Origin of the sequence: Arthrobacter oryzae, from assembly GCF_003634095.1 — a bacterium.
Classification (GTDB): domain Bacteria; phylum Actinomycetota; class Actinomycetes; order Actinomycetales; family Micrococcaceae; genus Arthrobacter; species Arthrobacter oryzae.
Genome location: NZ_RBIR01000004.1, coordinates 76722 through 99186, shown reverse-complemented (window position 1 = coordinate 99186; position 22465 = coordinate 76722). Strand labels below are relative to the sequence as shown.

Genomic DNA, 22465 nt, shown 5'->3' with positions numbered 1-22465 from the left:
GTGAAAACCTTCACTAACTATGACGGGCTGACCGGGTCCGCCGGATCCTCGGCCTCGGCACCGGCCACGCCTGCCCCGTCCGGCCCTTCTTTGGGCGCCTTCCGCATGGCCGCCCTCAGCTGGAGGGCCGCGGCAACCAGGATGCCAACGAACAGGCAGCCGAAGCCCAGGACAACCGCTGCCGGCACGGCGCTGTCCAGCTGCGAGGGCTTTTCCGCGACCGGCACGGTCGCCTCGGGCAGCGTGGGCGCCGCGCTGGAGGGCGTGGGCGCCGCGGCCTGTGCGGTGGCGGGCGGGTTGCCGCGGCGGTGCACCCGGATCCACTCCGAAATCGAGCCCAGCGGGTTGACCTTTGTTTCCGGAACGTCGGCCTTCAGGGCCGCCTCGGCGTTGAGCACGCCGAACCCGTAGAGCGGGTCCTTCCCCGGCACCCCGGCGTCCTTGGCCGTGCTGACAATCCTGTTGATGACCTGGCTTGCGGACATCTCGGGCCATTTGGACCGGATCAGTGCGGCGACGCCGGCCACGATCGGGGTAGCGCCGGACGTGCCTGCCCACTCCGCGTAGCCACCGGCGGGCATGCCGCCCACGAGGGCCTCGGCGGGAGCGGCAACGCCGATGCTGATGCCTTGGGACGACGAATCAACGCTTGCCGTGCCTTTGCGGTCCAGGCCCGCGACCGTCAGTACGCCGGGAATCGTGGCCGGAGCTCCCACCTGGATGTTTCCGCCCACGCGGTTGCCCGCGGCGGCGACGATCACGACGTCCTTCTGTTCCGCGTAGAGGAATGCCGCGTCCCAGCTCTGGGGCCACTCCGGCGACGTGCTGCCCAGTGAGACGTTGATGACCCGGGCGCCGTTGTCGACAGCCCAGCGCACAGCCTCGGGAATCTGGTCCTGGTCGGTTTTGCCGCCCGGGTTGGCTGAGCCGAGCCAGGTGGAGACGGACAAAAGCTCTGCCTCCGGCGCGACGCCCACGATCCCGTCAGGGCCAACTGCATGCGCGGCGGGCCCGGAAGCGTGGCTGGCGCTGGCACTGGGCTTGGCGCCCGCCTTGGCGGGCGGCTGATGCCCGCGCCCGGCGAGCATGGTGGCGACAAGGGTTCCGTGCTCGGGTTTGGCGCCGATGCTCTCCTGGCCGTTGGCACTGCCGGCGCCGGAGATGTCGGCGCCCCCGGTGAGCACGCCGGCAAGGTCAGGGTGCTGGCCGTCCACGCCGCTATCGATGACGGCGACTTTGACCCCGGCGCCCTTGGATACTTCCCAGGCCTTGGTGATGCCGGACTCGGCAAGCCAGTACTCCTTGTCCCGCCAGGAGTCGGCATGGGCGGCTGGCGCAGCCGTGAGGGCGGCAGCGGACATGCCGCCGGCAAGGGCCAAGGCCATCAACGCCGAGGCCATCCGGCGGCGCCGGGCTGTTGCTCTGGTCATGCAGGTCCTATCGGCGGATGCGGCAGCGGCCCAGGCACGGTGCTGGTGCTTGAAGCGAGTGCTGGAGTTGGTGCTCGTGCTGGTGCACTTCAGCTGATGCTGAGGGCAATTCCGTCAAGAATATCGTGTTCGCTGGTTACCGCCGTGGCGATGCGGCCGGCAGTGACGTCGGCCAGGCGCTGCAGAACACGCCGCCACACGAGGCCGCCGGCGCCGATCACGTCCACCCGCCCGGGGTGCATGTACGGCAGCGCGGCCCGATCCTCCCTGGTCATTTCGAGCAGCTCGGTGCCCGCTTTCCGGATCTCGTCCAGGTCCAGTTCGGTGCCGTGGATCGCGGCCGGGGAGTACTCGGGCAGGCGCAGTGCATGTGCCGTGATGGTGGTGACGGATCCGGCCACGCCAACCACAACGGTGGCGCGTTCCAGCGGAACGGTCTGCGCCGCTTCGTCGATGGCGGCGTCGACGTCGGCCTCCGCCGCCGCGATCTGTTCCGGGGTGGGCGGATCGCTGCGCAGGTGCCGTTCGGTCATCCGGACGCAGCCGACGTCGACCGAACGGGCGGCGATGACGCCGTCGGCATTGCCGAGCACGAACTCCGTGCTGCCGCCGCCGAGGTCCACCACCAGGACGGGGTGGTCCCCGCGGGAGGGCAGGACGCTGCTGGCACCGGCGAAGGACAGTGCGGCCTCCTCGTCCCCGCTGATCACCTCGGGCTCGACGCCGAGGATGTCGCGGATGCCGTCGACGAAGACCTGCCGGTTGCTGGCATCACGGGTGGCGGAGGTGGCCACGAAGCGCACCCTTTCGGCGCCGTGCTCGCGGATGAGGTCTGCGTAGTCCCTGGTGGCCGCGAAGGTGCGCTCGAGCGCTTCCTGGGCGAGTTTGCCGGTGGAGTCCACGCCCTGGCCCAGCCGTACCACGCGCATTTCCCGGACGACGTCGGTCAGCCGCGGCGTGGGCTGCGCGGCTGCGCCGCTGTCACCCGGTGTTCGGTTCACCTCTGCACTCACGTCTGCGATCAGCAGGCGGATCGAGTTGGTGCCGCAGTCCACGGCGGCAACCCGGGTCACTTGGACTCCCCCGCGCCGTTGGCGGCGGTACCTTCCGCGCCGACGGCGGGGTTGCCGTCTGCGCCGGCGGCGGCGGTGCCTTCAGTGCTGGCGGCGCTGCGGGACTTGCGGACGGGGGCGGGCCGGCCCACGATCTCCGGCAGGCCCTGCGGTCCGTGGCGGCTAAGGTCGCGGGAGGGGACTTCGCCTCCGGTGTCCCAGGCGCCGTCGCAGTAGCAGCGGTCCGCCGTCCACCACTCAGCGATTGCGGCGATTGCCTCGTCGCCGAGCGGGTTGACGCCCGGCCCGGCGGCCAGCGAGTGGCCCACGAGGACGTGCAGGCACTTGACGCGGGTCGGCATTCCGCCGGCCGAAATACCGTCGATTTCCGGCACGGCACCGATGCCGGACCGTGCGCCGATGGCAGCGCGGGAGGCCAGGTACGCCTCGTGGGCGGCGCGGTAACGGCCCGCCAGGAGCGTGTCTGCCTCCAGCCGGTCGTTCATCTCGTTCATCAGCCCGGCAGCCTCCAGCCGCGACACCGCGGACGTGATCACCGGGTGGGTGAGATAGAACGTGGTGGGGAACGGCGTGCCGTTGCTCAGCCGCGGCGAGGTGGCGGCCACAAGGGGGTTTCCGCAGACGCAGCGGGCCGGGATTTCGACGACGTCCCGCACCGGCCGGCCCAGCTGGCGGCTGAGGACCTCAAGGTCCTGTGGCGACGGCTGGCGGGAGGCTTCCGGAGCGCCTGCCCTGTGACGGGGCGCCGGGGCCTGCGCCGTTTGCGCGCGGGGGGTCTCGTCGGCTCGGTTCTCGTCCACGGGGGTGGCACCTTCCTGCCCTGTTCTGAGGTTGTCCGTGGGACAACCGGCGGCGGGCGCCGCGTCTAGTCTGTTGCCGATCGCCTGATGGATTCCCAGAGGGAGTCCACCCAAGGCAGGTTGGCCGGGTTTTGTGCTGATGCTGCACCCGCCGCGCCACCGGACTGCGCGGCAGGAAGATCGCCGCCGAATACCCAGTAGCCCGTTTCTCCGGGCATAACCATGTTAATGCGGTCCCGGGCCTGCTGTTTGACGTAGTTGGGATCCTGCCACCGCGAAACCTGGCGTTTGAGGTCTTCCTGCTTGGCCTGCTTGGCCGTGAGATCGGCCTGCAGCGCCGCAATTTCGGCGCGCTTGTCGAGGAAGATCTTCACCGTCGGCGCGAGCAGGATGGTGATGGCAATCATGACGACGCCGAGTGCAAGGAGCCGGCCCGAGAACGCCTTGGCCGGAACGGGGTCAAGTGATTCGTCCGAATCCCCCGGGGCCGCAGCCCGTCGGGCATTGCCGCCGGGCTTCGCTGCGGGCTTCCCTGTGTTGTTCCCTGCGGGCTTTTCTGTGGGCTTCCCTGCAGCGGGCACCGTTCCGGATGCCGCAGAATTCGGGGCTGCGTTGTGCGCGGCGGGTGCCCCTCCGGAAGCGCTGCCTGACGTTCCGCGTAAAGTGTCGGCGGGCGTGGGCGCGGCCGCACCGGCGCGGGCCCCGCCGAAGTCCGCCTGGATGACGTCGCCGCCGTCGGCTGCTCCGCCCAAGCCTCCGGCCGCAGGCCTGGCGGCTTCAGTCTTCGGGGTTGCAGGCGTAGCCCGGGGAACATTGGGGCGTCGGGTAGCCATGTCACTCCTTCAAAAGCGGACCAAAAACAGAACCGGTGGCCATGGTCTTTCAACCATAGCCACCGGTCAGCGGTTTTCGCGGCTAACTAGCCCTTGAAACGCGGGAAGGCGCTGCGGCCGGCGTAGCGTGCGGCGTCGTCGAGTTCCTCTTCGATGCGCAGCAGCTGGTTGTACTTGGCGACGCGCTCGGAGCGTGCCGGGGCACCGGTCTTGATCTGGCCGGCGTTTGTGGCAACGGCGATGTCGGCGATGGTGGTGTCTTCCGTCTCGCCGGAGCGGTGCGAGGTGATGGTCGTGTAACCGGCACGCTGGGCGAGGGAGACGGCGTCGAGCGTTTCCGTCAGGGAACCGATCTGGTTGACCTTCACGAGCAGCGAATTCGCCGTGGCGGAGTCGATGCCCTGCTGCAGGCGGACCGGGTTGGTGACGAAGAGGTCGTCGCCGACGATCTGGACCTTGTCGCCGATGGCGTCGGTGAGGATCTTCCAGCCGTCCCAGTCGTTTTCGTCCAGCGGGTCCTCGATGGAGACCAGCGGGTAGTCGGCAACGAGCTCGGCGTAGTAGGCGCTCATGTCGGCGGAGCTGAGCGACTTGCCTTCGAACTGGTAGGTGCCGTCCTTGAAGAACTCCGAGGACGCCACGTCCAGCGCCAAGGCGATGTCCTTGCCCGGGGTGTAGCCGGCGTTCTTGATGGCTTCCTGGATGAGGTCCAGGGCCGCACGGTTGGAGGGCAGGTTCGGCGCGAAGCCGCCCTCGTCGCCCAGGCCGGTGGAGAGGCCCTTGGCCTGCAGGACGGACTTGAGGTTGTGGTAGACCTCGACGCCCCAGCGCAGGCCTTCGGAGAAGGTCTCGGCGCCGATCGGCACGATCATGAATTCCTGGATGTCGACGTCGGAATCGGCGTGCGATCCACCGTTGAGGATGTTCATCAGGGGCACCGGCAGGACGTGCGCGTTGGGGCCGCCCAGGTACTTGTACAGCGGCAGGTCGGCGGACGCGGCGGCAGCGTTGGCGACCGCGAGGGACACGCCGAGGATGGCGTTAGCGCCGAGCTTGGACTTGTTGGCAGTGCCGTCGAGGTCGATCATGGCCTGGTCGATGCTGCGCTGGTCCGTCGCGTCGAATCCGATCAGGGCCGGGGCGATCTGGTCGATTACGGCGTCGACGGCCTTCTGGACGCCCTTGCCGAGGTAGCGGCCCTTGTCCCCGTCGCGGAGTTCAACGGCCTCGTGCTCGCCGGTGGACGCGCCGGAGGGAACTGCTGCGCGGCCGATCTGGCCGTCGGAGAGCAGGACTTCAACTTCTACGGTCGGGTTGCCGCGGGAATCGAGGATCTCGCGGGCGTGAATGGCATCGATAAGCGCCATGGATATGCTCCTTTGGGTGAAGCGATCTGCAGGGAATCTGACTGCTTGGAATCTTGCTGTACATCAAGTACGAAAGCCGACGTCGTCGTCGCTATTAGCGTAGTCGAGAGCGGGATAAGTTACGGAAACCTATCCAGTACCCGGACGCCTCTACGCCGGAGGCCCGGGAGCCTGACCATCCTGGCCCTCCTGGAACCGGCGCAGGGCTCCGCGGAGGGCGCGCTCGGCGTCGAGCCCGGCCGCCCGGGCACCGGCTACGATCCCGAACAGCATGTCTCCGAGTTCTTCCTCGGTGGCCGGGACGTTGACGGCGGCGGCTCCGACGTCGGTTGCCAGGGAGGCCCGCTCGGCCCGGTCCAGGATCTTTTGGGCCCGGGCGAGGGCCGGCAGCGCGGCGGGAACGCCGTCGAAGACGTGGCTGCGGTCCGGGTTCTCGGCCTTCTTGACGGCGTCCCACGTCAGGACGATCTCCTCCACCGTTGCCGGGAAAGTGTCCTGCAGTGAGCCGTCGCTCCGGAACACGTGCGGGTTCCGGCGGATCATTTTGGCGGTGAGTCCGCGGGCGACGTCGTCGAGGTCAAACGCGCCGCGTTCCTCGGCGAGCCGGGCATGGAGGACCACTTGGAGCAGCACGTCCCCCAGCTCGGACTGCAGCTCGGCGTCGCCGCCGGCCGCCTCGATGGTTTCCGCGACCTCGTAGGCCTCTTCGAGGAGGTATTCCACGAGGGATTCGTGGGTGAGGGCTCCCATCCAGGGGCAGTGCTCGCGCAGGGACGCAATCGTCCCCACCAGCTCCCCAAACTCGCCAGCTCGTGTGGGAGCCTCCGCTGGTGCGGAACCACAAGCAAGCCCCTGGACGGGGGGAGTGTCCTCTTTAGCCAAGGTCCGCGTAGGCCTCGTTGATGTATTCCACCAGGGCTTCCTTCTCTTCCAGCGGGAGGAAGGCGGCCTCGGCCGCGTTCAGCGTCAGCTCCAGCAGGTCGTCCAGATCGTAGTCGAACGTCTCGACCAGCAGCTCGAACTCGTCGGTGAGAGTCACGCCGCTCATGAGGCGGTTGTCGGTGTTGATGGTGACGTTGAAGCCCAGCTGGTAGAGCATGTCCAGCGGGTGGCTTTCGATGCCCTCGCCGAAGCCGGAAATCGCACCGGTCTGCAGGTTCGACGACGGGCAGATCTCCAGTGCGATGCCGCGGTCGCGGACCCAGCTGGCAAGTTCGCCCAGGGTCACCATTCCGATGGTGTCGCTGACTTCGTCGTCGAAGATGTCGGCGTCGGCCCCGGCCTCGTCGGCGTCTTCGAACTCGATGGTGATGTCCTCGGCGATCCGCACCCCGTGGCCCAGGCGCAGGGCCCGGCCGTCCACGAGGGCCGACTGGATGCTGTCCAGGCCGGCGGCTTCGCCGGCGTGGACGGTGGCCGGGAAGTTGTGCTGGGCGAGGTAGGTGAAGGCGTCCCGGAAGCGTGAGGGCAGGAAGCCGTCCTCCGCACCGGCGATGTCAAAGCCCACGGCGCCCTTGTACCGGTGGCGGACGGCCAGCTCGGCGATCTCCTGGCCGCGGTCGGCGTGCCGCATGGCTGTGATGAGCTGGCCGACCTGGATATCGCGGCCGGTTTCGGCGACGGCGTCCACGCCTGCTTCCAGTCCGGCCTGCACGGCCTCCACGACGTCGTCCAGGCTCAGGCCCTGCTGGAGGTGCTGCTCGGGGGCCCAGCGTACTTCGCCGTACACGACGCCGTCGTCGGCGAGGTCTTCGACGAATTCCTTGGCGACGCGGAACAGGCCTTCCTTGGTCTGCATCACGGCGATGGTGTGGTCGAACGTTTCGAGGTACCGGACCAGGGAGCCGGAATCGGCGGACTCGCGGAACCACTCCCCCAGGGCGACGGGGTCGGTGGACGGGAGCGTGTGGCCGGCGGCCTCGGCAAGTTCAATGATGGTCGCCGGGCGGAGCCCGCCGTCCAGGTGGTCGTGAAGGGAAACCTTGGGGAGGACCTTCAGGTCGAAGTCGAGGTCAGGGGCAGCGTCAGGAATAGTCTCAGTCACGTTCCAACCATAGGGTCGCGGGCCGTCGGATGCTACTTTCCGGGCACTCCGGCTTCGGTGGGCGGGCCGGCCAGGACGCCGTGTCCCCCGGGGCGGTGCCCGTCGGGAGCGTGCTCCCGTGAGGTGCCGGCCTCCGATACGTGCTCCTCATCCGGCGCGCCGCCGGCCCGGGTGGCCCCGGAGTCGTTGCGTCCGAGGCGCTTGTGCCACCAGCGCAGGAGGTGGTCGATCAGGATGCCGAGCACGATCGCGAACACCACCGCGATCCCCGCGCTGAGTAGCGGGTTGTGGTGCAGCCACGGGAAGGAACTGGCCAGCAGGCCGATCCCAAGGGAATAGATGACCCACGTGAAGCACGCGAAGGCGTCCAGGAAGAAGAACCTCCGGTGCGGAAACGCCGTCGTGCCCGACACGTAGTTGACGGCAACACGGCCCCACGGAATATACCGGGCCGTGAAGATCAGCACGGCCCCGCGCTTCTCGAGTTCATAGTGCGCCCAAGCGAAGACCTTCTGGACCTTCGGCTTACGCATCCAGCGGAACCGCTCAAGGCCGATCTTCCGGCCGAGCATGTAGGCCACGTTGTCCCCGGCCATGGCTCCGACGAGCGCCGTGAGGCCGAGGATCCAGAGGTTGGGCTGGCCGCTATGGAGCGAATACGCCGCAAGGGCAACGATGAGGGTCTCGCTGGGGACCACCATCGCGAAGCCGTCCACGAAGAAGAACACCAGCAGCAGGGGGTAGATCCACCACTGGCCGGCGGCGTGGAGCACAGCCTCGTTAATGAACTCCATGCGGGCGGTGCTCCTTGGTGACTAGGAACGGACAACTAAGCCGTAACGAACCTGCGGGGACAAACGGGCGGGACCGGGCGGACTGCGGACAGCAGCGTGACGCAAATCGCTCCTAAGTCTCCCACGGGCGGGGTACGGTCCGCTACGTTCCGGCCGGCGGACGTTCGGCCGGAATCGGTTCCTCCGGGGCCCGGCCGCGCAGCCTGCTGATGACATAGTCCACGGCGAGGCCCAGGACCACTGCGCAGATGATCGCGATGGCCGCGCCCAGAACGTGGTTTTCCTCGAACCACGGACCGACGAACAGGCCGATTCCCACGGAGTAGCCGGCCCACAGCAGGGCCGAGAGCACCGTCAGGCTCATGAACCTGGACCGCGGGTATCGCGTGGCACCGGCGGTCAGATTGACGGCGACCCGCCCGATCGGGACGAAGCGCGCCACGAGGATCAGCGACGCCGGGCGTTTCCGCAGTTCCCGGCCGGCCCACAAAAACGCCCCCTGCATCCGGGGGCCGCGCATCCATGCCCAGCGCTGCGTTCCGGTGCCGCGGCCAAACAGGTAGGCGAGGTTGTCGCCCAGGAACGCGCCGGCTGCGGCGGTGGCGATCAGGAGGACCGGGTTCGGCACGTCCGCGGTCGCGGCGACGGCGGCCAGGCCCACCACCACCGATTCGCTGGGGATCGGCGGGAAGAACCCGTCGATGACGCAGCAGGCAAAAACGAGGACCAGCACCCAGGGTTGCCCTGCGGCGGCGAGGATGAAGTCGTTGATTGCCTGCACAGCTTCCTAACGCGCGGCGGGACCTGAAAGCTCCTTCAAGCGCGGGCGGGGCCGGAGTCTCGCCCGCGCTTGAGGGGTACTGCTGTGGAGCCAGTGTACCGCCGGTCGCAGCCACCCCTGCCTGGCGGACACGCCCGTTGCCTGGCGGAGACGCCCGTTGCCCTATCACTTGTGGCGGCTAAACCCCGGGTTTGGGGACCAGAAGTGAGAGGGCAACGGGGTTGCGCGGGTGCGGCGGGGGGACGGGCCTAGGCGATGCGGTCGATGATGAGCTTCTGGGCGGGTCGGGAGCCCTCGGGAGCGATCACGGCGGCGTGTTCGAGCGCCTCTTTGGCACGCTCGAACTTCTCCGGGGTGTCCGTCAGGAGGGTCATGAGCGGCTCGCCCGCCCTGACCGTGGCGCCCGGTTTGGCGTGCATCCGCACCCCGGCCCCGGCCTGGACCTGGTCCTCCTTGCGGGCGCGCCCGGCGCCGAGCCGCCAGGCCGCGACCCCTACCGCCATCGCGTCGAGCTCCACCAGGACGCCGTCGGCGGGGGCATAGATGACCTCGGATTCCTTGGCGACCGGGAGCTTGGCGCGCGGGTCGCCGCCCTGGGCCTCGATCATCCGGTTCCAGACGTCCATGGCACGGCCGTCCCGCAGCGCGGCGCGGGGATCGGCGTCGTGGACGCCGGCGCACGCCAGCATTTCCTCCGCAAGCCGAACAGTGAGTTCGACGACGTCTTCCGGGCCGCCGCCGGCGAGGACCTCAACAGATTCCTCCACCTCGATCGCGTTGCCCGCGGTGAGGCCCAGCGGGGTGTTCATGTTCGTCAGCAGGGCAACGGTGTTGACCCCTGCGTCCTTGCCCAGGGCCACCATCGTCTCGGCCAGTTCGCGGGCGCGGGCCTCGTCCTTCATGAAGGCGCCGCTGCCCACCTTGACGTCGAGCACCAGCGAGCCGGTGCCCTCGGCGATCTTCTTGCTCATGATCGATGACGCGATCAGCGGGATGGCCTCCACGGTGCCGGTGACGTCGCGCAGAGCGTAAAGCTTCTTGTCCGCCGGGGCCAGCCCCGCGCCGGCGGCGCAAATGACCGCACCGACGTCCTGGAGCTGGGCAAGCATTTCCTCGTTGCTCAGCGCTGCCCGCCAGCCCGGGATCGATTCGAGCTTGTCCAGCGTGCCGCCGGTGTGGCCCAGGCCGCGGCCCGAAAGCTGCGGCACGGCCACCCCGAAGACAGCCACGAGGGGTGCCAGCGGCAGGGTGATCTTGTCCCCCACGCCGCCCGTGGAGTGCTTGTCGGACGTCGCCTTGACGCCGCCGTCGGGCCGCCGGAGGCTGGAGAAGTCCATCCGCTCGCCGGAGGCGATCATGGCCGCCGTCCAGCGGGAGATCTCGGCCCGGTCCATGCCGTTGAGCAGGATGGCCATGTTCAAGGCGGCCATCTGCTCGTCGGCGATGGCGCCGCGGGTGTACGCATCGATCGTCCAGTCAATCTGGGCCGGGCTGAGAATGCCCTTGTCCCGTTTGATGCGGATGATGTCGACGGCGTCGAACGCTTCAGTATTGGACGTGCTCTGTGCCGGAAGTGTCACCGGGATTCCTCCAAATGTTGGGGCCCAAAGGCATCGGGAAGGACCTGGTCCATGGTCCTGATTCCCTGGGTGGTCATGAGCTCCATGTCGGGAGCCCTGAATTCGTAGAGCAGCTGGCGGCAGCGCCCGCACGGCATGAGGACGTTGCCGCCGGCGTCGACGCAGTAGAAGGCACGGAGCAGTCCCCCGCCGGTCATCTGCAGGTTGCCCACCAGGGTGCACTCTGCGCACAAGGTCAGCCCGTAACTGGCGTTTTCGACATTGCAGCCGCTGACGATCCGCCCGTCCCCGGTGAGGGCCGCGGCCCCCACCGGAAACTTCGAATACGGCGCATAGGCGTTCTTCATGGCAGACACTGCGGCGGCTTCGAGTGCTGCCCAGTCGACGACGATGGTGTCCATGCTCAGCCCTTGATGTACGGTATGCCGTCGGCGGCCGGCGGCCGCGAGCGGCCGACAAGGCCGGCAACGGCAAAGACGGTCACGACGTACGGGAGCATGGCCATGAACTGGCTCGGCACCGGGGTGCCGATGATTGTCACGATGCTCTGCAGGTTGTCGGCGAAGCCGAACAGGAGCGCTGCGAAGAACGCCCCGATCGGGTTCCAGCGGCCCAGGATCATGGCGGCGAGGGCGATGAAGCCGCGGCCGCCCGAGATTTCCTTGGTGAAGCTGTCGATCGCCACAAGGGTGAAGAACGATCCGCCGATTCCGGCCACGGCGCCGCCCAGCGTGACGTTCCAGAAGCGGGTCGCGTTGACCTTGATGCCCAGGGTGTCGGCCGCCTGCGGGTGCTCGCCCACGGCCCGGACGCGCAGGCCCCACTTCGTCTTGAACAGTCCGATCCAGATCACGATGACGGCGACATACATCAGGTAGCCCACGACGGACTGCTTGAACAGGATGGGACCGATCACGGGGATGCCGGACAGGACCGGGATATCGATGATGGGCAGCCGGCCGGGCGAGTTGTACTTGTCCGCGTCCGCCTGCATCACGGTGGTGAACAGGAAGCCGGTGAGGCCGGAGACCAGGACGTTGAGCACGACGCCGACGATGATCTGGTTGACCACGTACTTGATGGCGAACAGTGCCAGCACCATCGAGACCAGGGCACCGGCCACGGCCGCGGCGAGCAGGCCCGCGTAGGGATTGTGGGTCACGCTGGCGACGAGCGCGGCCGTGAAGGCACCGCCCAGGAGCTGGCCTTCGATGGCGATGTTCACGACGCCGGCGCGTTCGCACAGCACCCCTGACAGGGAACCGAAGACGATCGGCACGGCGAGGGTGACGGATCCGGCGATGAGGCCGGCCAGCGAGATGCTGGGGGTCCGGGCGCCGCCGACCACCCAGATCAGGAAGGCGACCACGAAGACGACCGTGAACACGGCCGGGAGCCAGCGCGGGGGCCGGGCGTTCTGCTTCGCCTTCAGGACCAGGGCGTAGCCCGCGAGGCCGAGCAGGATCAAGGAGAGCACCATCCCGGACAGGAACGCGGGGACTTCGATCGCCGGCAGCTGGAAGAAGTCTCCGCCCGAGGAAACCCCGAACTTAGCGGTTCCCTGCGGGCCCAGCAGGCCGAAGAAGATGAAGGCGATGACGGCCAGCACGGCCAGCGTGACCGGCAGCTTCCAGGTCACGGGCTTGGCCGACGCCGCCGGCCGGCGGTTTTTGTCCGGCTGGGGTTTTCCCTCGACGGATGAGGTTGCTGTTGTGCTCATGCGGCACCTCCGGTGGTTACTGCCTGTTTGGTTTTGCCGGCGGTTGCGGCCTTCTTCTTGCGCGGGTTAAGTCCGAAGATCGCCCGGACCAGGGGCGGCGCCGCGATGAACAGCACAATGAGCGACTGGACCACGAGCACGATGTCGATCGGGGTTCCGGTCTGGATCTGCATCTGGACGGCGCCTGCGCGGAAGGCTCCGAACAGCAGGCCGGCGGCAAAGGTGCCCCACGGCGAGGACCGCCCCAGCAGGGCCACGGTAATGGCGTCAAAGCCGTAGGTTGCAGCGACGCCGTCGGTGAGGACCTTTTCGGTGCCTGCCACCTGGGCGACACCGGCCAGGCCGGCAAGGCCGCCGGCGATGGTCATGACCAGGATCGTGGCACGGGAAACGTTGATGCCGGCGGTCAGGGCCGCCTTCGGGTTTGCCCCGACGGCACGGAACTCGAATCCGATCGTGGAGCGGTTCAGCAGCCACGAGACGAACACCGTGGCCGCGATCGCCAGCAGGAAGCCCACATGCAGCCGGTACTGGCTGCCGAAGAGCAGAGGGTACACGGCGTTCGGGTCCAGGATGGGGGAAATCGGGGTGGTCTCCCCCGGACGCTGGAACGCCGGCGTGTCCAGCAGGTAGCGCAGGAAATACAGCGCGATGTAGTTGAACATGATGGTCACGATGACCTCGTGGGCGCCCGTCCGGGCTTTGAGCACGCCGACGATTCCGCCCCAGACGGCACCGCCGACGACGCCCGCCACCAGGACAAGCAGCAGGTGCAGCCCGAGCGGCAGGTGCAGCGCGAAGCCGACCCAGGAGGCGAGGATGCCGGCCATGATGATCTGGCCCTGCGCACCGATGTTGAACAGGCCTGCGCGGAAGGCCAGCGCGACGCCGAGGCCCGCGGTGATCAGCGGTGTGGCGATGGTCAGCGTCTCCATGAGGGGCGCGAACTGCCCGGCCACGCCGGTGCCGTGGGGGTTGAAGACCGCGCCCTGGAAGAGGGCGACATAGGAGCTGGTGGCGGCGGACCAGACGGCGGCGAGGAAGTCGCTGGGCCGGGCAAAGAGATACCCGGCCGTGGTGCCGACCACCTTGTCTGTTGCGGCGATGAGCAGGCCGCCGAGGACCAGGGCCAGGAGCACCGCCAGGATGGTCACGATGCCGTTGCCGGTGAAGATCTTGCGCATCAGCGACTCTTCCTCGGGGGCGCCGGGAAGGGATCCGCTCTGGGCCGTGACCGGTACGGCCGATGGCTGGTGGGCGCCTCCCGCCGTGTCCAGTGCCACGACGAAGTCGGCATCGTCCTCGAGCGGCTCGGGCTCCACCTCGGTGGCCTGCGCTGCTGCCGGAATCCGGTCCGGGTCCGGTACGGCCGCGGGCCGCGGCTCGGTGTTCTCACTCATGGTGGTCTCCTACGGCGCCGGAGCTGGGCTCCTGCACGGACGGGGCGGCGGGCGCCGGGTTCGTTGCTGGGGTGTCGGCCGGGTGTTCGACGGGAAGTCCGGCGGGAAGTCCGGCCGGGGACTTGCCTGCGGCGTCGGCCTGGGCGTCGTCCGGGGAAACCCCGGCCATCATCAGGCCCAGGACGTCGCGCCCGGTGCCGGCCGGCACGATCCCGACGAGTCTGCCCTTGTAGAGCACGGCGATCCGGTCGGCGAGTTCAATGACCTCGTCCAGTTCGGTGGAGACGATCATGACGGGCGTGCCGTGGTCCCGCTCCGCGACGATGCGCTTGTGCAGGAATTCGATCGAGCCCACGTCCACGCCGCGGGTGGGCTGGGAGGCGATGAAGAGGCGCAAGGGCCGGGAGAGTTCCCGCGCCATGACGACCTTTTGCTGGTTGCCGCCGGACAGGGTGCCGGCGGCAAGCGAGCCGGACGGGGTGCGGACGTCGAACTCTTCGATCCTGGTCTTGGCGTTTTCCAGGACCTTGGCCGGGCTCATGCTGATGCCCTTGGCGAACGGCGCCTGGTCGTAACGGTCCAGGATCAGGTTCTCGGCGATGGAGAACGTGCCGATCAGACCGTCGAGGGAGCGGTCTTCCGGGACGAATCCGACGCCGGCGTTGAGGATGTCCTTGACGCTGCGGCCCAGGAGTTCTTCGCCGTCGAGGAGGATCGAGCCGTGGGCCCGCTCGTGCAGGCCGAGGATCGCCTCGGTGAGTTCCGTCTGGCCGTTGCCCTGGACGCCCGCGATGGCGAGGATCTCGCCGCGGGCGATCCCGAAGCTGAGGCCGTCCACGACGTGCTGGCCGGTGGGCGCGATGACCGTGAGGTCCTTGACCTCGAAGGTGGTCTCCTGCGGCACGGCCGGAGCCTTGTCCAGGGTCAGGCTCACGGCACGGCCGACCATCATGGACGCGAGCTCGGTGGTCGAGGCGCCGGGGTCGGCCGAGCCCACCACTTTGCCGCGCCGGATGACGGTGATGGTGTCCGAAACTGCCTTGACCTCGCGGAGCTTATGGGAAATGAACACGATGGAGGTGCCGTGGCTCTTGAGCTGGCGCATGATATCCAGCAGTTCATCAGTGTCCTGCGGGGTCAGCACGGCCGTGGGCTCATCCAGGATGAGAACCTTGGCGTCGCGGACCAGTGCCTTGATGATCTCCACCCGCTGCTGCACGCCCACGGGGAGGTCTTCGATCAGCGCATCGGGGTCGACGTCGAAGCCGTACCGGTCCGAGATCTCCCGGATCTTCCGGCGGGTGTCATCCAGGTCCAGGAATCCGCCGGTCTTGGTGGTCTCGGCGCCCAGCGCGACGTTCTCCGCGACCGTGAAGACGGGGACCAGCATGAAGTGCTGGTGCACCATGCCGATTCCGGCGGCCATGGCATCGCCGGGGCCGCGGAAGGTGACCGGTTTGTCATCGACCAGGATTTCGCCTTCAGTGGGCTCGTACAGTCCGTAGAGGACGTTCATCAGCGTGGACTTGCCAGCGCCGTTCTCACCGAGCAGACAGTGAATCTGCCCGGGCTCAACAACCACATCGATGTGATCGTTGGCTACCAGGGAGCCGAAGCGTTTAGTAATGCCCTTGAGTTCAAGTTTCAAAACTCTGACCAATCTCGAGGTGTCCGGAAGGCTTGGTCCGGACGTGTAGTGGGGGCTGCAGCACCAGCTTAGTGCCTGCGGTCCGAGGCCCAGAGGCCGCAACGAAAAGCGCCACAGCCCGTGCGGTGGTGACCGGACGGGCCGTGGCGCTTAGTGGAGGAGGTTAGGCCTTCGGGCTGGCTGCGGATTCAACCTTCAGCTTGCCGCTGGCGATGTCCTGCTTGATCTGGTCCAGCTCGGTCTTGAGCTCGGCCGGAACCTGGGACTCCATGTCGTGGAACGGAGCCAGCTGGACGCCTTCGTTCGCGAGGGTGCCGACGTACGGCTTGTTGGTGAACTGGCCGTCCTTGTCCTGCTTGACGACCGTCTCGACGGCCTGGCCCATCTGCTTCATGACGGAGGAGAGCATGATGTCCTTGTAATCCGGAGCCGTGAGGAAGCCGTCGGAGTCAACCCAGATGAGCTTGACGTCCTTGCCTGCTGCCTTGGCTTCCTTCAGGGCCGCGGCCGCACCCTTGCCGACCGGACCGGCGACGGGCATCACGATGTCCGCGCCCTGGTCCAGGAAGTTCTGGGTGAACTGCTTGCCCTTGTCCTGCTTTTCGAAGTCACCGGTGAAGGAGCCGTCCTGCTTGGCCTTGTCCCAGCCAAGGACCTTGACGTTCTTGCCCTTCTTCTCGTTGTAGTACTTCACGCCGTCGGCGTAGCCGTCCATGAAGATGGTGACCGTGGGGATCTTGATGCCGCCGAAGGTGGCGACCGTTCCGGTCTTGGTGGTGCCTGCTGCGAGGTAGCCGGCCAGGAACGCGGCCTGGGCCGTGTCGTAGATGATCGGCTTGACGTTGGCGATCGGGGTGTCATAGCCGAAGTCGATGATGGCGAAGTGCTTGTCCGGGTTCGCGGTGGCCTGGGACTTGGTGGCGTCGCCGAGCAGGAAGCCGACCGTGATGGTCAGGTTGCAGCCGGCGGAGACCATGGCGCGCAGGTTCGGCTCGAAGTCGTTGTTGGTCTTGGACTCGGCCTGGTTCATCTTGAGGCCCAGCTCCGACGTGACCTTCTTCAGGCCCTCGTAGGAGGACTGGTTGAACGACTGGTCGTCGAATCCACCGGAGTCGGAGACGATGCAGCCCTTGTAGTCGCTGGCGGTGTTCGTGGCGGTGCTGGCCGAGGGGGCAGCCCCGCAGCCGGTCAGCAGGAGTGCAGCCGCGCCCGCGGTGGCGACCCCGGCCATTGATCCGCGCTTGAGGGTGGCACGCAGAGAGTTCTTCAATTTTCCTCCAGGAAGAAAGAGTAGGCGCTACGACGGGAGCTCAATGAGTGACTGTCTGCGGTAATCCGCTGAATTCTGTTTTCACTGATGGTTTCGCAGCACTGCGCCTAGGCGCACTGATGAAGCCACTTTAGTGTCCTGCGCCACGTGCACGTAGCAGACTTCACAGCATTTACCCAGATTGTTGAGAACTTGTTACCTAGAGGTAGCCGGCACCGCCCCCGCTGGCGCGGGAACGCAGACGCCTCCGGCGCCGATTCCCTGCGGGGAGTCGGCGCCGGAGGCGTCTGCGTTCAGCGGCGGTGCCGCTCTGGCGTCGGACTACAGCCGGACGAGCATTTTGCCGGTGTTGGCGCCGTCGAGCAGGTCCATGAACGCCTGCGGGGCGTTCTCCAGGCCGTCCACCACGGTCTCGTCATAGCGGACAGTGCCGTCGGCCAGCCAGCCGGACATGGCCTCGACGAACTCGGCCATGTGCTGCCAGTAGCCGCTCACCAGGAAGCCCTTGAGCGTCAGCTGCTTGCCGATCACCAGCATGAGGTTCCGCGGCGCCGGGGTGGGCTCGGTGGAGTTGTACTGCGAGATGGCGCCGCACATGGCCACGCGGCCGCCGACCGTGAGCGCGGACAACGCCGCCTCCAGGTGCTCGCCGCCGACGTTGTCGAAGTAGACGTCAATACCGCGCTCACCCGCGGCCGCGGCAAGCTGCTCGGCCACAGGGGCGTCGTGGTAGTTGAACGCGGCGTCGAAGCCGAGTTCCAGGAGCCGTGCCACCTTCTCCGGCGAACCCGCGCTGCCGATCACCCGGGACGCGCCCATGGCCTTGGCGATCTGGCCCACGAGCGAGCCGACGGCGCCGGCGGCACCCGAGACGAATACGACGTCGCCGGGCTTGAATTCGGCGACCTTCAGGAGGCCGGCGTAGGCGGTCAGGCCCGTCATGCCGAGCGCGCCGAGGAATGCGGAGGCGGGGGCCAGGTCAGTGCGCGCCGGGGTGGTGGCCGCCGCATCAACGACGGCGTACTCGCGCCAGCCGAGGCTGTGCACGACCGTATCGCCCACGGCGCGGCCGTCGGCCCGGGACGCGATGATCTCGCCGACGGCGCCGCCGTCCAGTGCGGCGTCCAGCGCAAACGGCGCGGAATAGGATTTCACGTCATTCATGCGGCCGCGCATGTACGGATCGACCGAGATGTAGAGGTTGCGGACCAGGACCTGGCCCTCCTGCAGCTCGGGCAGCGGCGACTCGGCGAGGCGGAAGTTCTCCGGCACGGGGCGGCCGTGCGGGCGGGACGCCAGCTGGATCTCGCGGCTGGTGGCGGGGAGGGTGGAAGTTTCGTTGTGGGTGCTCATGCGGCGACCTCCAGGATCGTGATGTCGACAGTGATGTTGCCTCGGGTGGCGTTGGAATAGGGGCAGACCTCGTGGGCCTTGGCCACGAGGGCCTCGGCGGTTTCGCGGTCCACGGCGGGAAGGGCAATTTCGAGTTCGGCCGCGATGCCGTAACCGGCGCCGCCGTCGAGGGCGCCGAGGTGGATCCTGGCGGCGACGGCGGAATCGGTCAGGTCGGCTTTCTGCTGGCGGCCGACCAGGCGGAGGGCCGAGTGGAAGCAGGCCGCGTAGCCGGCGGCAAAGAGCTGCTCGGGATTGGTTCCCGCCCCGTCGCCGCCGAGTTCCACCGGGCTGGCGAGGGTGACGCTGAGCTTGCCGTCCTTGCTGACGGCGGTGCCGTCGCGGCCTTCGCCGGAGGCAAGGGCCTCGGCTGTGTAGAGGGTCTTCATGGGTTTCCGTTCTGTCGGTGGGACAAAGGGGGTCGGCGGCGTTGAACTCGCCGGAAGCCTGCGGAGTCGCCGTGAACTTCCGGCGAGTTGGCACGCCTCCCGCGATTTCGACGTCGGCCACATCTGCGGGGGGCTCAACGGGCGGCGTGCAGCGCCTCGGACAGCCGGCCCAGGGTTTCGCGGAGCTGGTCGAGCTCCGCGGCCGTGAGGCCTGCGGCGTCGGCCAGGCGCTGCGGGATGCCGCCGGCCTTGGCCCTCAGCGCGGCCCCGGCGTCGGTCAGGTAGATCTCCACACGCCGCTCGTCCTCGGCCGACCGGCGGCGCTCGACGAAGCCCAGCGCCTCAAGCCGCTTGAGCAGCGGCGAAAGCGTTCCAGAGTCGAGTCCGAGCTCCTCCCCCAGGTCACGGACGCTCCGCGGGTCCGCCTCCCAAAGCACCAGCATTGCGAGGTACTGCGGGTACGTCAGGCCGAGCTCCTCCAGCATGGGCCGGTAGACGGCCGTGGCGGCGCGCGAGGCCGAGTACATGGCGAAGCACACCTGCCGGTTCAGGCGGAGCGCGTCCGAACCTGCGGTGCGGGTCTCTTCCGGCGTGGTCATGACTCCACCCTACTCCCCAATTCGATTGTGCACAATTCCATTGCGCACAACCTATAGGCAGTTCGTGAGTTCCGTGCGTTGGAACCGCCGCCGCTTCTGTTGGCGCCGCTGCTGATATTCCCCACCTTTGCCCGCTTCCGACGGCGTGTCCCCCGCACCGCCCGCGCGTCCCGGCGTCGTACTGGCAAAGGTGGGGAAACTCAGCGCGGCAGACCCAGCGATTAGGCGACGACCCTCCCGATGCCGGTGGCTAGGAGGCCGGAGCCGCGGCGCCGGAGACTGGGCCTAGAACTGCGTCGGCGCCGGCGACGGGGTCTAGGGGTCCAAGGAGTACGCCGGGAGACGCAGCGGTGGCCTGCGGACGCCAGAGTGGCTGCGCCAAGTCGTGCAGTGTGCGTCGGGCCGGCATCGCCGCTGATATTCCCCACCTTTGCCGGCGTCCGACGGCGAGTTCCCCATATCGCCGGCGCGTCCCGGCGTCGTACTGGCAAAGGTGGGGAAACTCAGCACAGCGGACCCCACGAATAGGCGACGGCCCTCCCGATGCCGGTGGCCAGGAGGCCGGAGTCGCGGCGCCGGAGACTGAGCCTAGAATTCCCGGGGTCCGCCGGGCAGACGCAGCGGCGGCCCGTTGAAGCCGGTAGCTGCCGGAGTTTAGAGGTCGCGGAGGGTGCGCAGGGCCGCCGCCGTGAGCACCTGGATGCCGAGGCCGAGGGCCCGCTCATCGACAATGTAGTCGCCGCGGTGGAGATCGTATTCTTCCCCGCCGGGGGTCTTGGTACCCAGCCGCATCATGGCGCCGGGGGTGTCGGCCAGGAACCACGCGAAGTCTTCGCCGCCCATGGACTGCGGGGTCAGGACCACGGCGCCCTCACCGATTTCGGCTCGGGCGGCGGCCTCGATCAGCGCCGTCTCGTGTTCGGAGTTGACCACCGGCGGGACGCCGCGGGTGTGTTCCAGGTGGACGTCGACGCCGTAGGGCTCGGCGACCTGGCGGATGATGTCATCGAGCAGCTCGCCGGCGTCGTGCCAGGCATCGCGGTCCAGGCACCGCATGGTGCCGGCCATGTAGCCGCTGCCGGGGATGGCGTTTGGCGCCGAGCCGGCGGAGATCTGGCCCCAGACCACGGATACGCCGCTGCGGACATCGACGCGGCGGGACAGCACGGCGGGAACGTTGACCGCGATCTGCGCCAGGGCGAAGACCAGTTCCTCGGTCAGATGGGGGCGCGAGGTGTGGCCGCCGCGGCCGGAGAGTTCAATCTTGATGGTGTCCGAGGCGGAGGTGATGGCCCCGATCCGGGTGCCGATCTTGCCGACCTCGATCCGGGGGTCGCAGTGCAGCGCCAGGATGCGCGGCACCCCTTCCAGGACGCCCTGCTCGATGCAAGAGGTGGCACCGCCGGGCATGGTTTCCTCGGCCGGCTGGAAGATGATCCGGACCGTGCCCCGCAGCGGGGACTGTTCGTGCATGCGCTGCAGGACCAGGGCGATGCCGAGCATCGTGGTGGTGTGGACGTCGTGGCCGCAGGCGTGGGTCACCCCGTGGTTCTTCGAGGCGAACTCCAGGCCCGTTTCCTCGATGATCGGCAGAGCATCGATATCGCCGCGCAGTGCGGTGGCGATGGGGCCCTGCCCGACGTCGACGGTCAGGCCGGTGCCTTCAAGGCGCCGGGGCTTCAGCCCGGCTTCCTCGAGCCGCTTTGCCAGCTTGTCGGTGGTGCGGAACTCCTTGAACGACAGTTCCGGGTGCGCATGGAGGTCGCGGCGGAAAGCGATCAGCTCCGGCAGGAGGGGCACCAGCCATGGCCCCACGAGAGTCGTGGGCTCAGCTTCAGTCGAGTAGTTGCGCACGGGTCAACTCTAGCGAGCGCACAAAGAATAGCGGCATCGCGTACGGCGCGTTACGGATTGCTGAACATTGCACAACCCTGATCCGCTCCAATCCGCCCTACAGGACGTCCGTGTCGCCCTTGGCCTTGATGGCATCCACGGCTTGCTTGACCCGCTGGGAGTGTTCCTTGGTGGTGACCAGGAGTGCGTCCGGGGTGTCGACGATCACGACGTCCTTGATGCCGATCAGGGCGATGACCCGCTTGGTATCGGAGACCACCACGCCACTGGCGTTCTCGGTGAAGACGCGCGCGCCCTCGCCCAGGACCGTGACCTCGTCGACTTCCTTGGCGCTGTTGAGCCGGCCCACGGAGGCAAAGTCTCCGACGTCGTCCCAGAGGAATGTTCCGGGCACCACGGCGACGTCGCCGGCGGCCGCAGCCGGCTCGGCGACGGCGTAGTCAATGGCGATCTTGGGCAGCGTGGGCCAGACGCGGGCCGTAACGGCGTCGCGCTCCGGGGTGTCCCAGGCCTTGGCGATTTCCTGCAGTCCGGCGAAGAGCTCGGGCTGGTTGGCCTCGAGGTGCTTGAGCATCAGCGAGACCGGGGCCACAAACATCCCCGCGTTCCAGACATATTCCCCGCTGTCGACGTACTGCTGGGCCACGTCCTCGCTGGGCTTCTCCACGAACTCCACCACGGACTGCGCGCTGGGAGCTTCGGGGATGTGCAGGTTCGCGCCAGAGCGGATGTAGCCGAATCCGGTGGAGGGATGGGTCGGCTTGATGCCGATGGTGACGATCTTCCCCGCGGCCGCGGTGTAGACGGCCTCACGGACAGCGGCCTGAAAGAGGTCGTCCGGGCTGATGACCTGGTCCGCGGCAAACGAGCCCATGATGATGTCCGGGTCCCGCTCATGGAGGATGGCTGCCGCGAGGCCGATCGCCGCGCCGGAGTCCTTGGGTTCGCTTTCCAGGACGAGGTCGGCTTCCAGGACCTCCGGCAGCTGCCGGCAGACGGCGTCCCGGTGGGCGGAACCGGTCACCACGAGCACGTGCTTGCCGGCGACGGGCTGGAGGCGGTCATAGGTCGCGCGCAGCAAAGTACTGCCCGAGCCGGTCAGGTCGTGAAGGAATTTCGGGGCCGCTGCCCGTGACAGGGGCCAAAGGCGGGTCCCCACCCCGCCCGCCGGAATAACCGCAATAAAACGGTCCAGCGGTGAATCTTGGCTTGTCACTTTGTCTGTAGTCATCACGGCTACTTTAGCCGACGGCGGCCGAATCGCCCCAGATTGTGCCCGAATCACGCCCTTCCGGCCCCCGCAGCCGGGGCCGAATGTGGCGTTCGTCTCAAAAGAGACGCAAAACCGCGCCGCCGCTGGTCAACAAGGAGTTCCCAAATTGAATAAGCTGTGAGCGAAGCCTAGATTTAGGCTTGAGCTTACGAGTGCTCTCGCAGCAGGCGTTCCCCCCGCGTGGATCCCATGCCAGCGCCGCTGTGTTGCAGGGAGGT

The 22465-nt window shown here is 67.8% G+C and carries 20 protein-coding genes; all 20 read right to left on the bottom strand.

What is annotated here, in order from left to right:
- Window positions 1–17 precede the first annotated feature (17 nt).
- The 20 genes from C8D78_RS10695 to C8D78_RS10600 all read right to left on the bottom strand — a co-directional run bounded on the left by C8D78_RS10695 (window position 18) and on the right by C8D78_RS10600 (window position 22205).
- On the bottom strand, window positions 18–1430 hold the full coding sequence (locus C8D78_RS10695) for a S8 family serine peptidase (protein WP_120953522.1): 1413 nt from the start codon (window positions 1428–1430) through the stop codon (window positions 18–20).
- An 89-nt stretch (window positions 1431–1519) separates the two neighbouring features.
- Complete coding sequence (locus C8D78_RS10690) at window positions 1520–2503, bottom strand: Ppx/GppA phosphatase family protein (RefSeq protein WP_120953520.1); 984 nt, start codon at window positions 2501–2503, stop codon at window positions 1520–1522.
- The gene (locus C8D78_RS10685) at window positions 2500–3303 is read right to left on the bottom strand and encodes a DUF501 domain-containing protein (protein WP_120953518.1); all 804 of its coding nucleotides are present in this window, start codon (window positions 3301–3303) and stop codon (window positions 2500–2502) included. Before C8D78_RS10685 ends, C8D78_RS10690 begins: the two co-directional genes overlap by 4 nt.
- Window positions 3304–3368: 65 nt before the next feature.
- Window positions 3369–4136, bottom strand: a complete 768-nt coding sequence (locus tag C8D78_RS10680; protein WP_120953516.1) for an FtsB family cell division protein — start codon at window positions 4134–4136, stop codon at window positions 3369–3371.
- An 86-nt stretch (window positions 4137–4222) separates the two neighbouring features.
- Window positions 4223–5503, bottom strand: coding sequence for a phosphopyruvate hydratase (eno, locus tag C8D78_RS10675; protein ID WP_120953514.1), 1281 nt, complete (start codon window positions 5501–5503; stop codon window positions 4223–4225).
- A 150-nt stretch (window positions 5504–5653) separates the two neighbouring features.
- Window positions 5654–6253: a MazG nucleotide pyrophosphohydrolase domain-containing protein gene (locus tag C8D78_RS10670; protein ID WP_120953511.1), complete on the bottom strand. Its 600-nt coding sequence runs from the start codon at window positions 6251–6253 to the stop codon at window positions 5654–5656.
- A gap of 124 nt (window positions 6254–6377) precedes the next feature.
- Window positions 6378–7547, bottom strand: coding sequence for an adenosine deaminase (locus C8D78_RS10665; protein ID WP_120953509.1), 1170 nt, complete (start codon window positions 7545–7547; stop codon window positions 6378–6380).
- A gap of 32 nt (window positions 7548–7579) precedes the next feature.
- Complete coding sequence (locus tag C8D78_RS10660) at window positions 7580–8341, bottom strand: DedA family protein (protein ID WP_244208354.1); 762 nt, start codon at window positions 8339–8341, stop codon at window positions 7580–7582.
- A 142-nt stretch (window positions 8342–8483) separates the two neighbouring features.
- Window positions 8484–9122 carry a DedA family protein gene (locus tag C8D78_RS10655; RefSeq protein ID WP_120953507.1) on the bottom strand — a complete coding sequence of 213 codons (639 nt, stop codon included), beginning with the start codon at window positions 9120–9122 and terminating at the stop codon, window positions 8484–8486.
- Between the two features lie 248 nt (window positions 9123–9370).
- A complete protein-coding gene (locus C8D78_RS10650; protein ID WP_120953505.1) occupies window positions 9371–10702 on the bottom strand; it encodes a thymidine phosphorylase in 1332 nt (443 codons plus the stop codon).
- Complete coding sequence (locus C8D78_RS10645; RefSeq protein WP_120953503.1) at window positions 10699–11103, bottom strand: cytidine deaminase; 405 nt, start codon at window positions 11101–11103, stop codon at window positions 10699–10701. The genes C8D78_RS10650 and C8D78_RS10645 overlap by 4 nt, the downstream gene beginning before the upstream one ends.
- Window positions 11104–11105: 2 nt before the next feature.
- Window positions 11106–12422, bottom strand: coding sequence for an ABC transporter permease (locus tag C8D78_RS10640; RefSeq protein WP_120953501.1), 1317 nt, complete (start codon window positions 12420–12422; stop codon window positions 11106–11108).
- Window positions 12419–13822 (bottom strand): ABC transporter permease, encoded by a 1404-nt coding sequence (locus C8D78_RS10635; protein WP_120953499.1) that lies wholly within the window; start codon window positions 13820–13822, stop codon window positions 12419–12421. The genes C8D78_RS10640 and C8D78_RS10635 overlap by 4 nt, the downstream gene beginning before the upstream one ends.
- Complete coding sequence (locus C8D78_RS10630; protein WP_120953497.1) at window positions 13815–15470, bottom strand: ABC transporter ATP-binding protein; 1656 nt, start codon at window positions 15468–15470, stop codon at window positions 13815–13817. The genes C8D78_RS10635 and C8D78_RS10630 overlap by 8 nt, the downstream gene beginning before the upstream one ends.
- A gap of 163 nt (window positions 15471–15633) precedes the next feature.
- The gene (locus C8D78_RS10625; RefSeq protein WP_425266686.1) at window positions 15634–16740 is read right to left on the bottom strand and encodes a BMP family lipoprotein; all 1107 of its coding nucleotides are present in this window, start codon (window positions 16738–16740) and stop codon (window positions 15634–15636) included.
- Window positions 16741–17061: 321 nt separating this feature from the next.
- On the bottom strand, window positions 17062–18093 hold the full coding sequence (locus C8D78_RS10620; protein WP_120953493.1) for an NADP-dependent oxidoreductase: 1032 nt from the start codon (window positions 18091–18093) through the stop codon (window positions 17062–17064).
- On the bottom strand, window positions 18090–18521 hold the full coding sequence (locus C8D78_RS10615; protein WP_120953491.1) for an organic hydroperoxide resistance protein: 432 nt from the start codon (window positions 18519–18521) through the stop codon (window positions 18090–18092). Before C8D78_RS10615 ends, C8D78_RS10620 begins: the two co-directional genes overlap by 4 nt.
- Before the next feature lie 134 nt (window positions 18522–18655).
- On the bottom strand, window positions 18656–19120 hold the full coding sequence (locus C8D78_RS10610) for a MarR family winged helix-turn-helix transcriptional regulator (protein WP_120953489.1): 465 nt from the start codon (window positions 19118–19120) through the stop codon (window positions 18656–18658).
- Between the two features lie 654 nt (window positions 19121–19774).
- Window positions 19775–20974, bottom strand: a complete 1200-nt coding sequence (locus C8D78_RS10605) for an amidohydrolase (protein ID WP_120953487.1) — start codon at window positions 20972–20974, stop codon at window positions 19775–19777.
- 97 nt (window positions 20975–21071) lie between these two features.
- On the bottom strand, window positions 21072–22205 hold the full coding sequence (locus C8D78_RS10600) for a mannose-1-phosphate guanylyltransferase (protein ID WP_120953485.1): 1134 nt from the start codon (window positions 22203–22205) through the stop codon (window positions 21072–21074).
- Window positions 22206–22465 lie beyond the last annotated feature (260 nt).

What these genes read in the sequence shown, in the direction of transcription:
- C8D78_RS10695 (WP_120953522.1), bottom strand. Translation starts at nt 1,430, where the DNA reads ATGACCAGAGCAACAGCCCGGCGCCGCCGGATGGCCTCGGCGTTGATG.
- C8D78_RS10680 (WP_120953516.1), bottom strand. Translation starts at nt 4,136, where the DNA reads ATGGCTACCCGACGCCCCAATGTTCCCCGGGCTACGCCTGCAACCCCG.
- eno (WP_120953514.1), bottom strand. Translation starts at nt 5,503, where the DNA reads ATGGCGCTTATCGATGCCATTCACGCCCGCGAGATCCTCGATTCCCGC.
- C8D78_RS10670 (WP_120953511.1), bottom strand. Translation starts at nt 6,253, where the DNA reads ATGGGAGCCCTCACCCACGAATCCCTCGTGGAATACCTCCTCGAAGAG.
- C8D78_RS10660 (WP_244208354.1), bottom strand. Translation starts at nt 8,341, where the DNA reads ATGGAGTTCATTAACGAGGCTGTGCTCCACGCCGCCGGCCAGTGGTGG.
- C8D78_RS10645 (WP_120953503.1), bottom strand. Translation starts at nt 11,103, where the DNA reads ATGGACACCATCGTCGTCGACTGGGCAGCACTCGAAGCCGCCGCAGTG.
- C8D78_RS10640 (WP_120953501.1), bottom strand. Translation starts at nt 12,422, where the DNA reads ATGAGCACAACAGCAACCTCATCCGTCGAGGGAAAACCCCAGCCGGAC.
- C8D78_RS10635 (WP_120953499.1), bottom strand. Translation starts at nt 13,822, where the DNA reads ATGAGTGAGAACACCGAGCCGCGGCCCGCGGCCGTACCGGACCCGGAC.
- C8D78_RS10620 (WP_120953493.1), bottom strand. Translation starts at nt 18,093, where the DNA reads ATGAGCACCCACAACGAAACTTCCACCCTCCCCGCCACCAGCCGCGAG.
- C8D78_RS10615 (WP_120953491.1), bottom strand. Translation starts at nt 18,521, where the DNA reads ATGAAGACCCTCTACACAGCCGAGGCCCTTGCCTCCGGCGAAGGCCGC.
- C8D78_RS10610 (WP_120953489.1), bottom strand. Translation starts at nt 19,120, where the DNA reads ATGACCACGCCGGAAGAGACCCGCACCGCAGGTTCGGACGCGCTCCGC.
- C8D78_RS10600 (WP_120953485.1), bottom strand. Translation starts at nt 22,205, where the DNA reads ATGACTACAGACAAAGTGACAAGCCAAGATTCACCGCTGGACCGTTTT.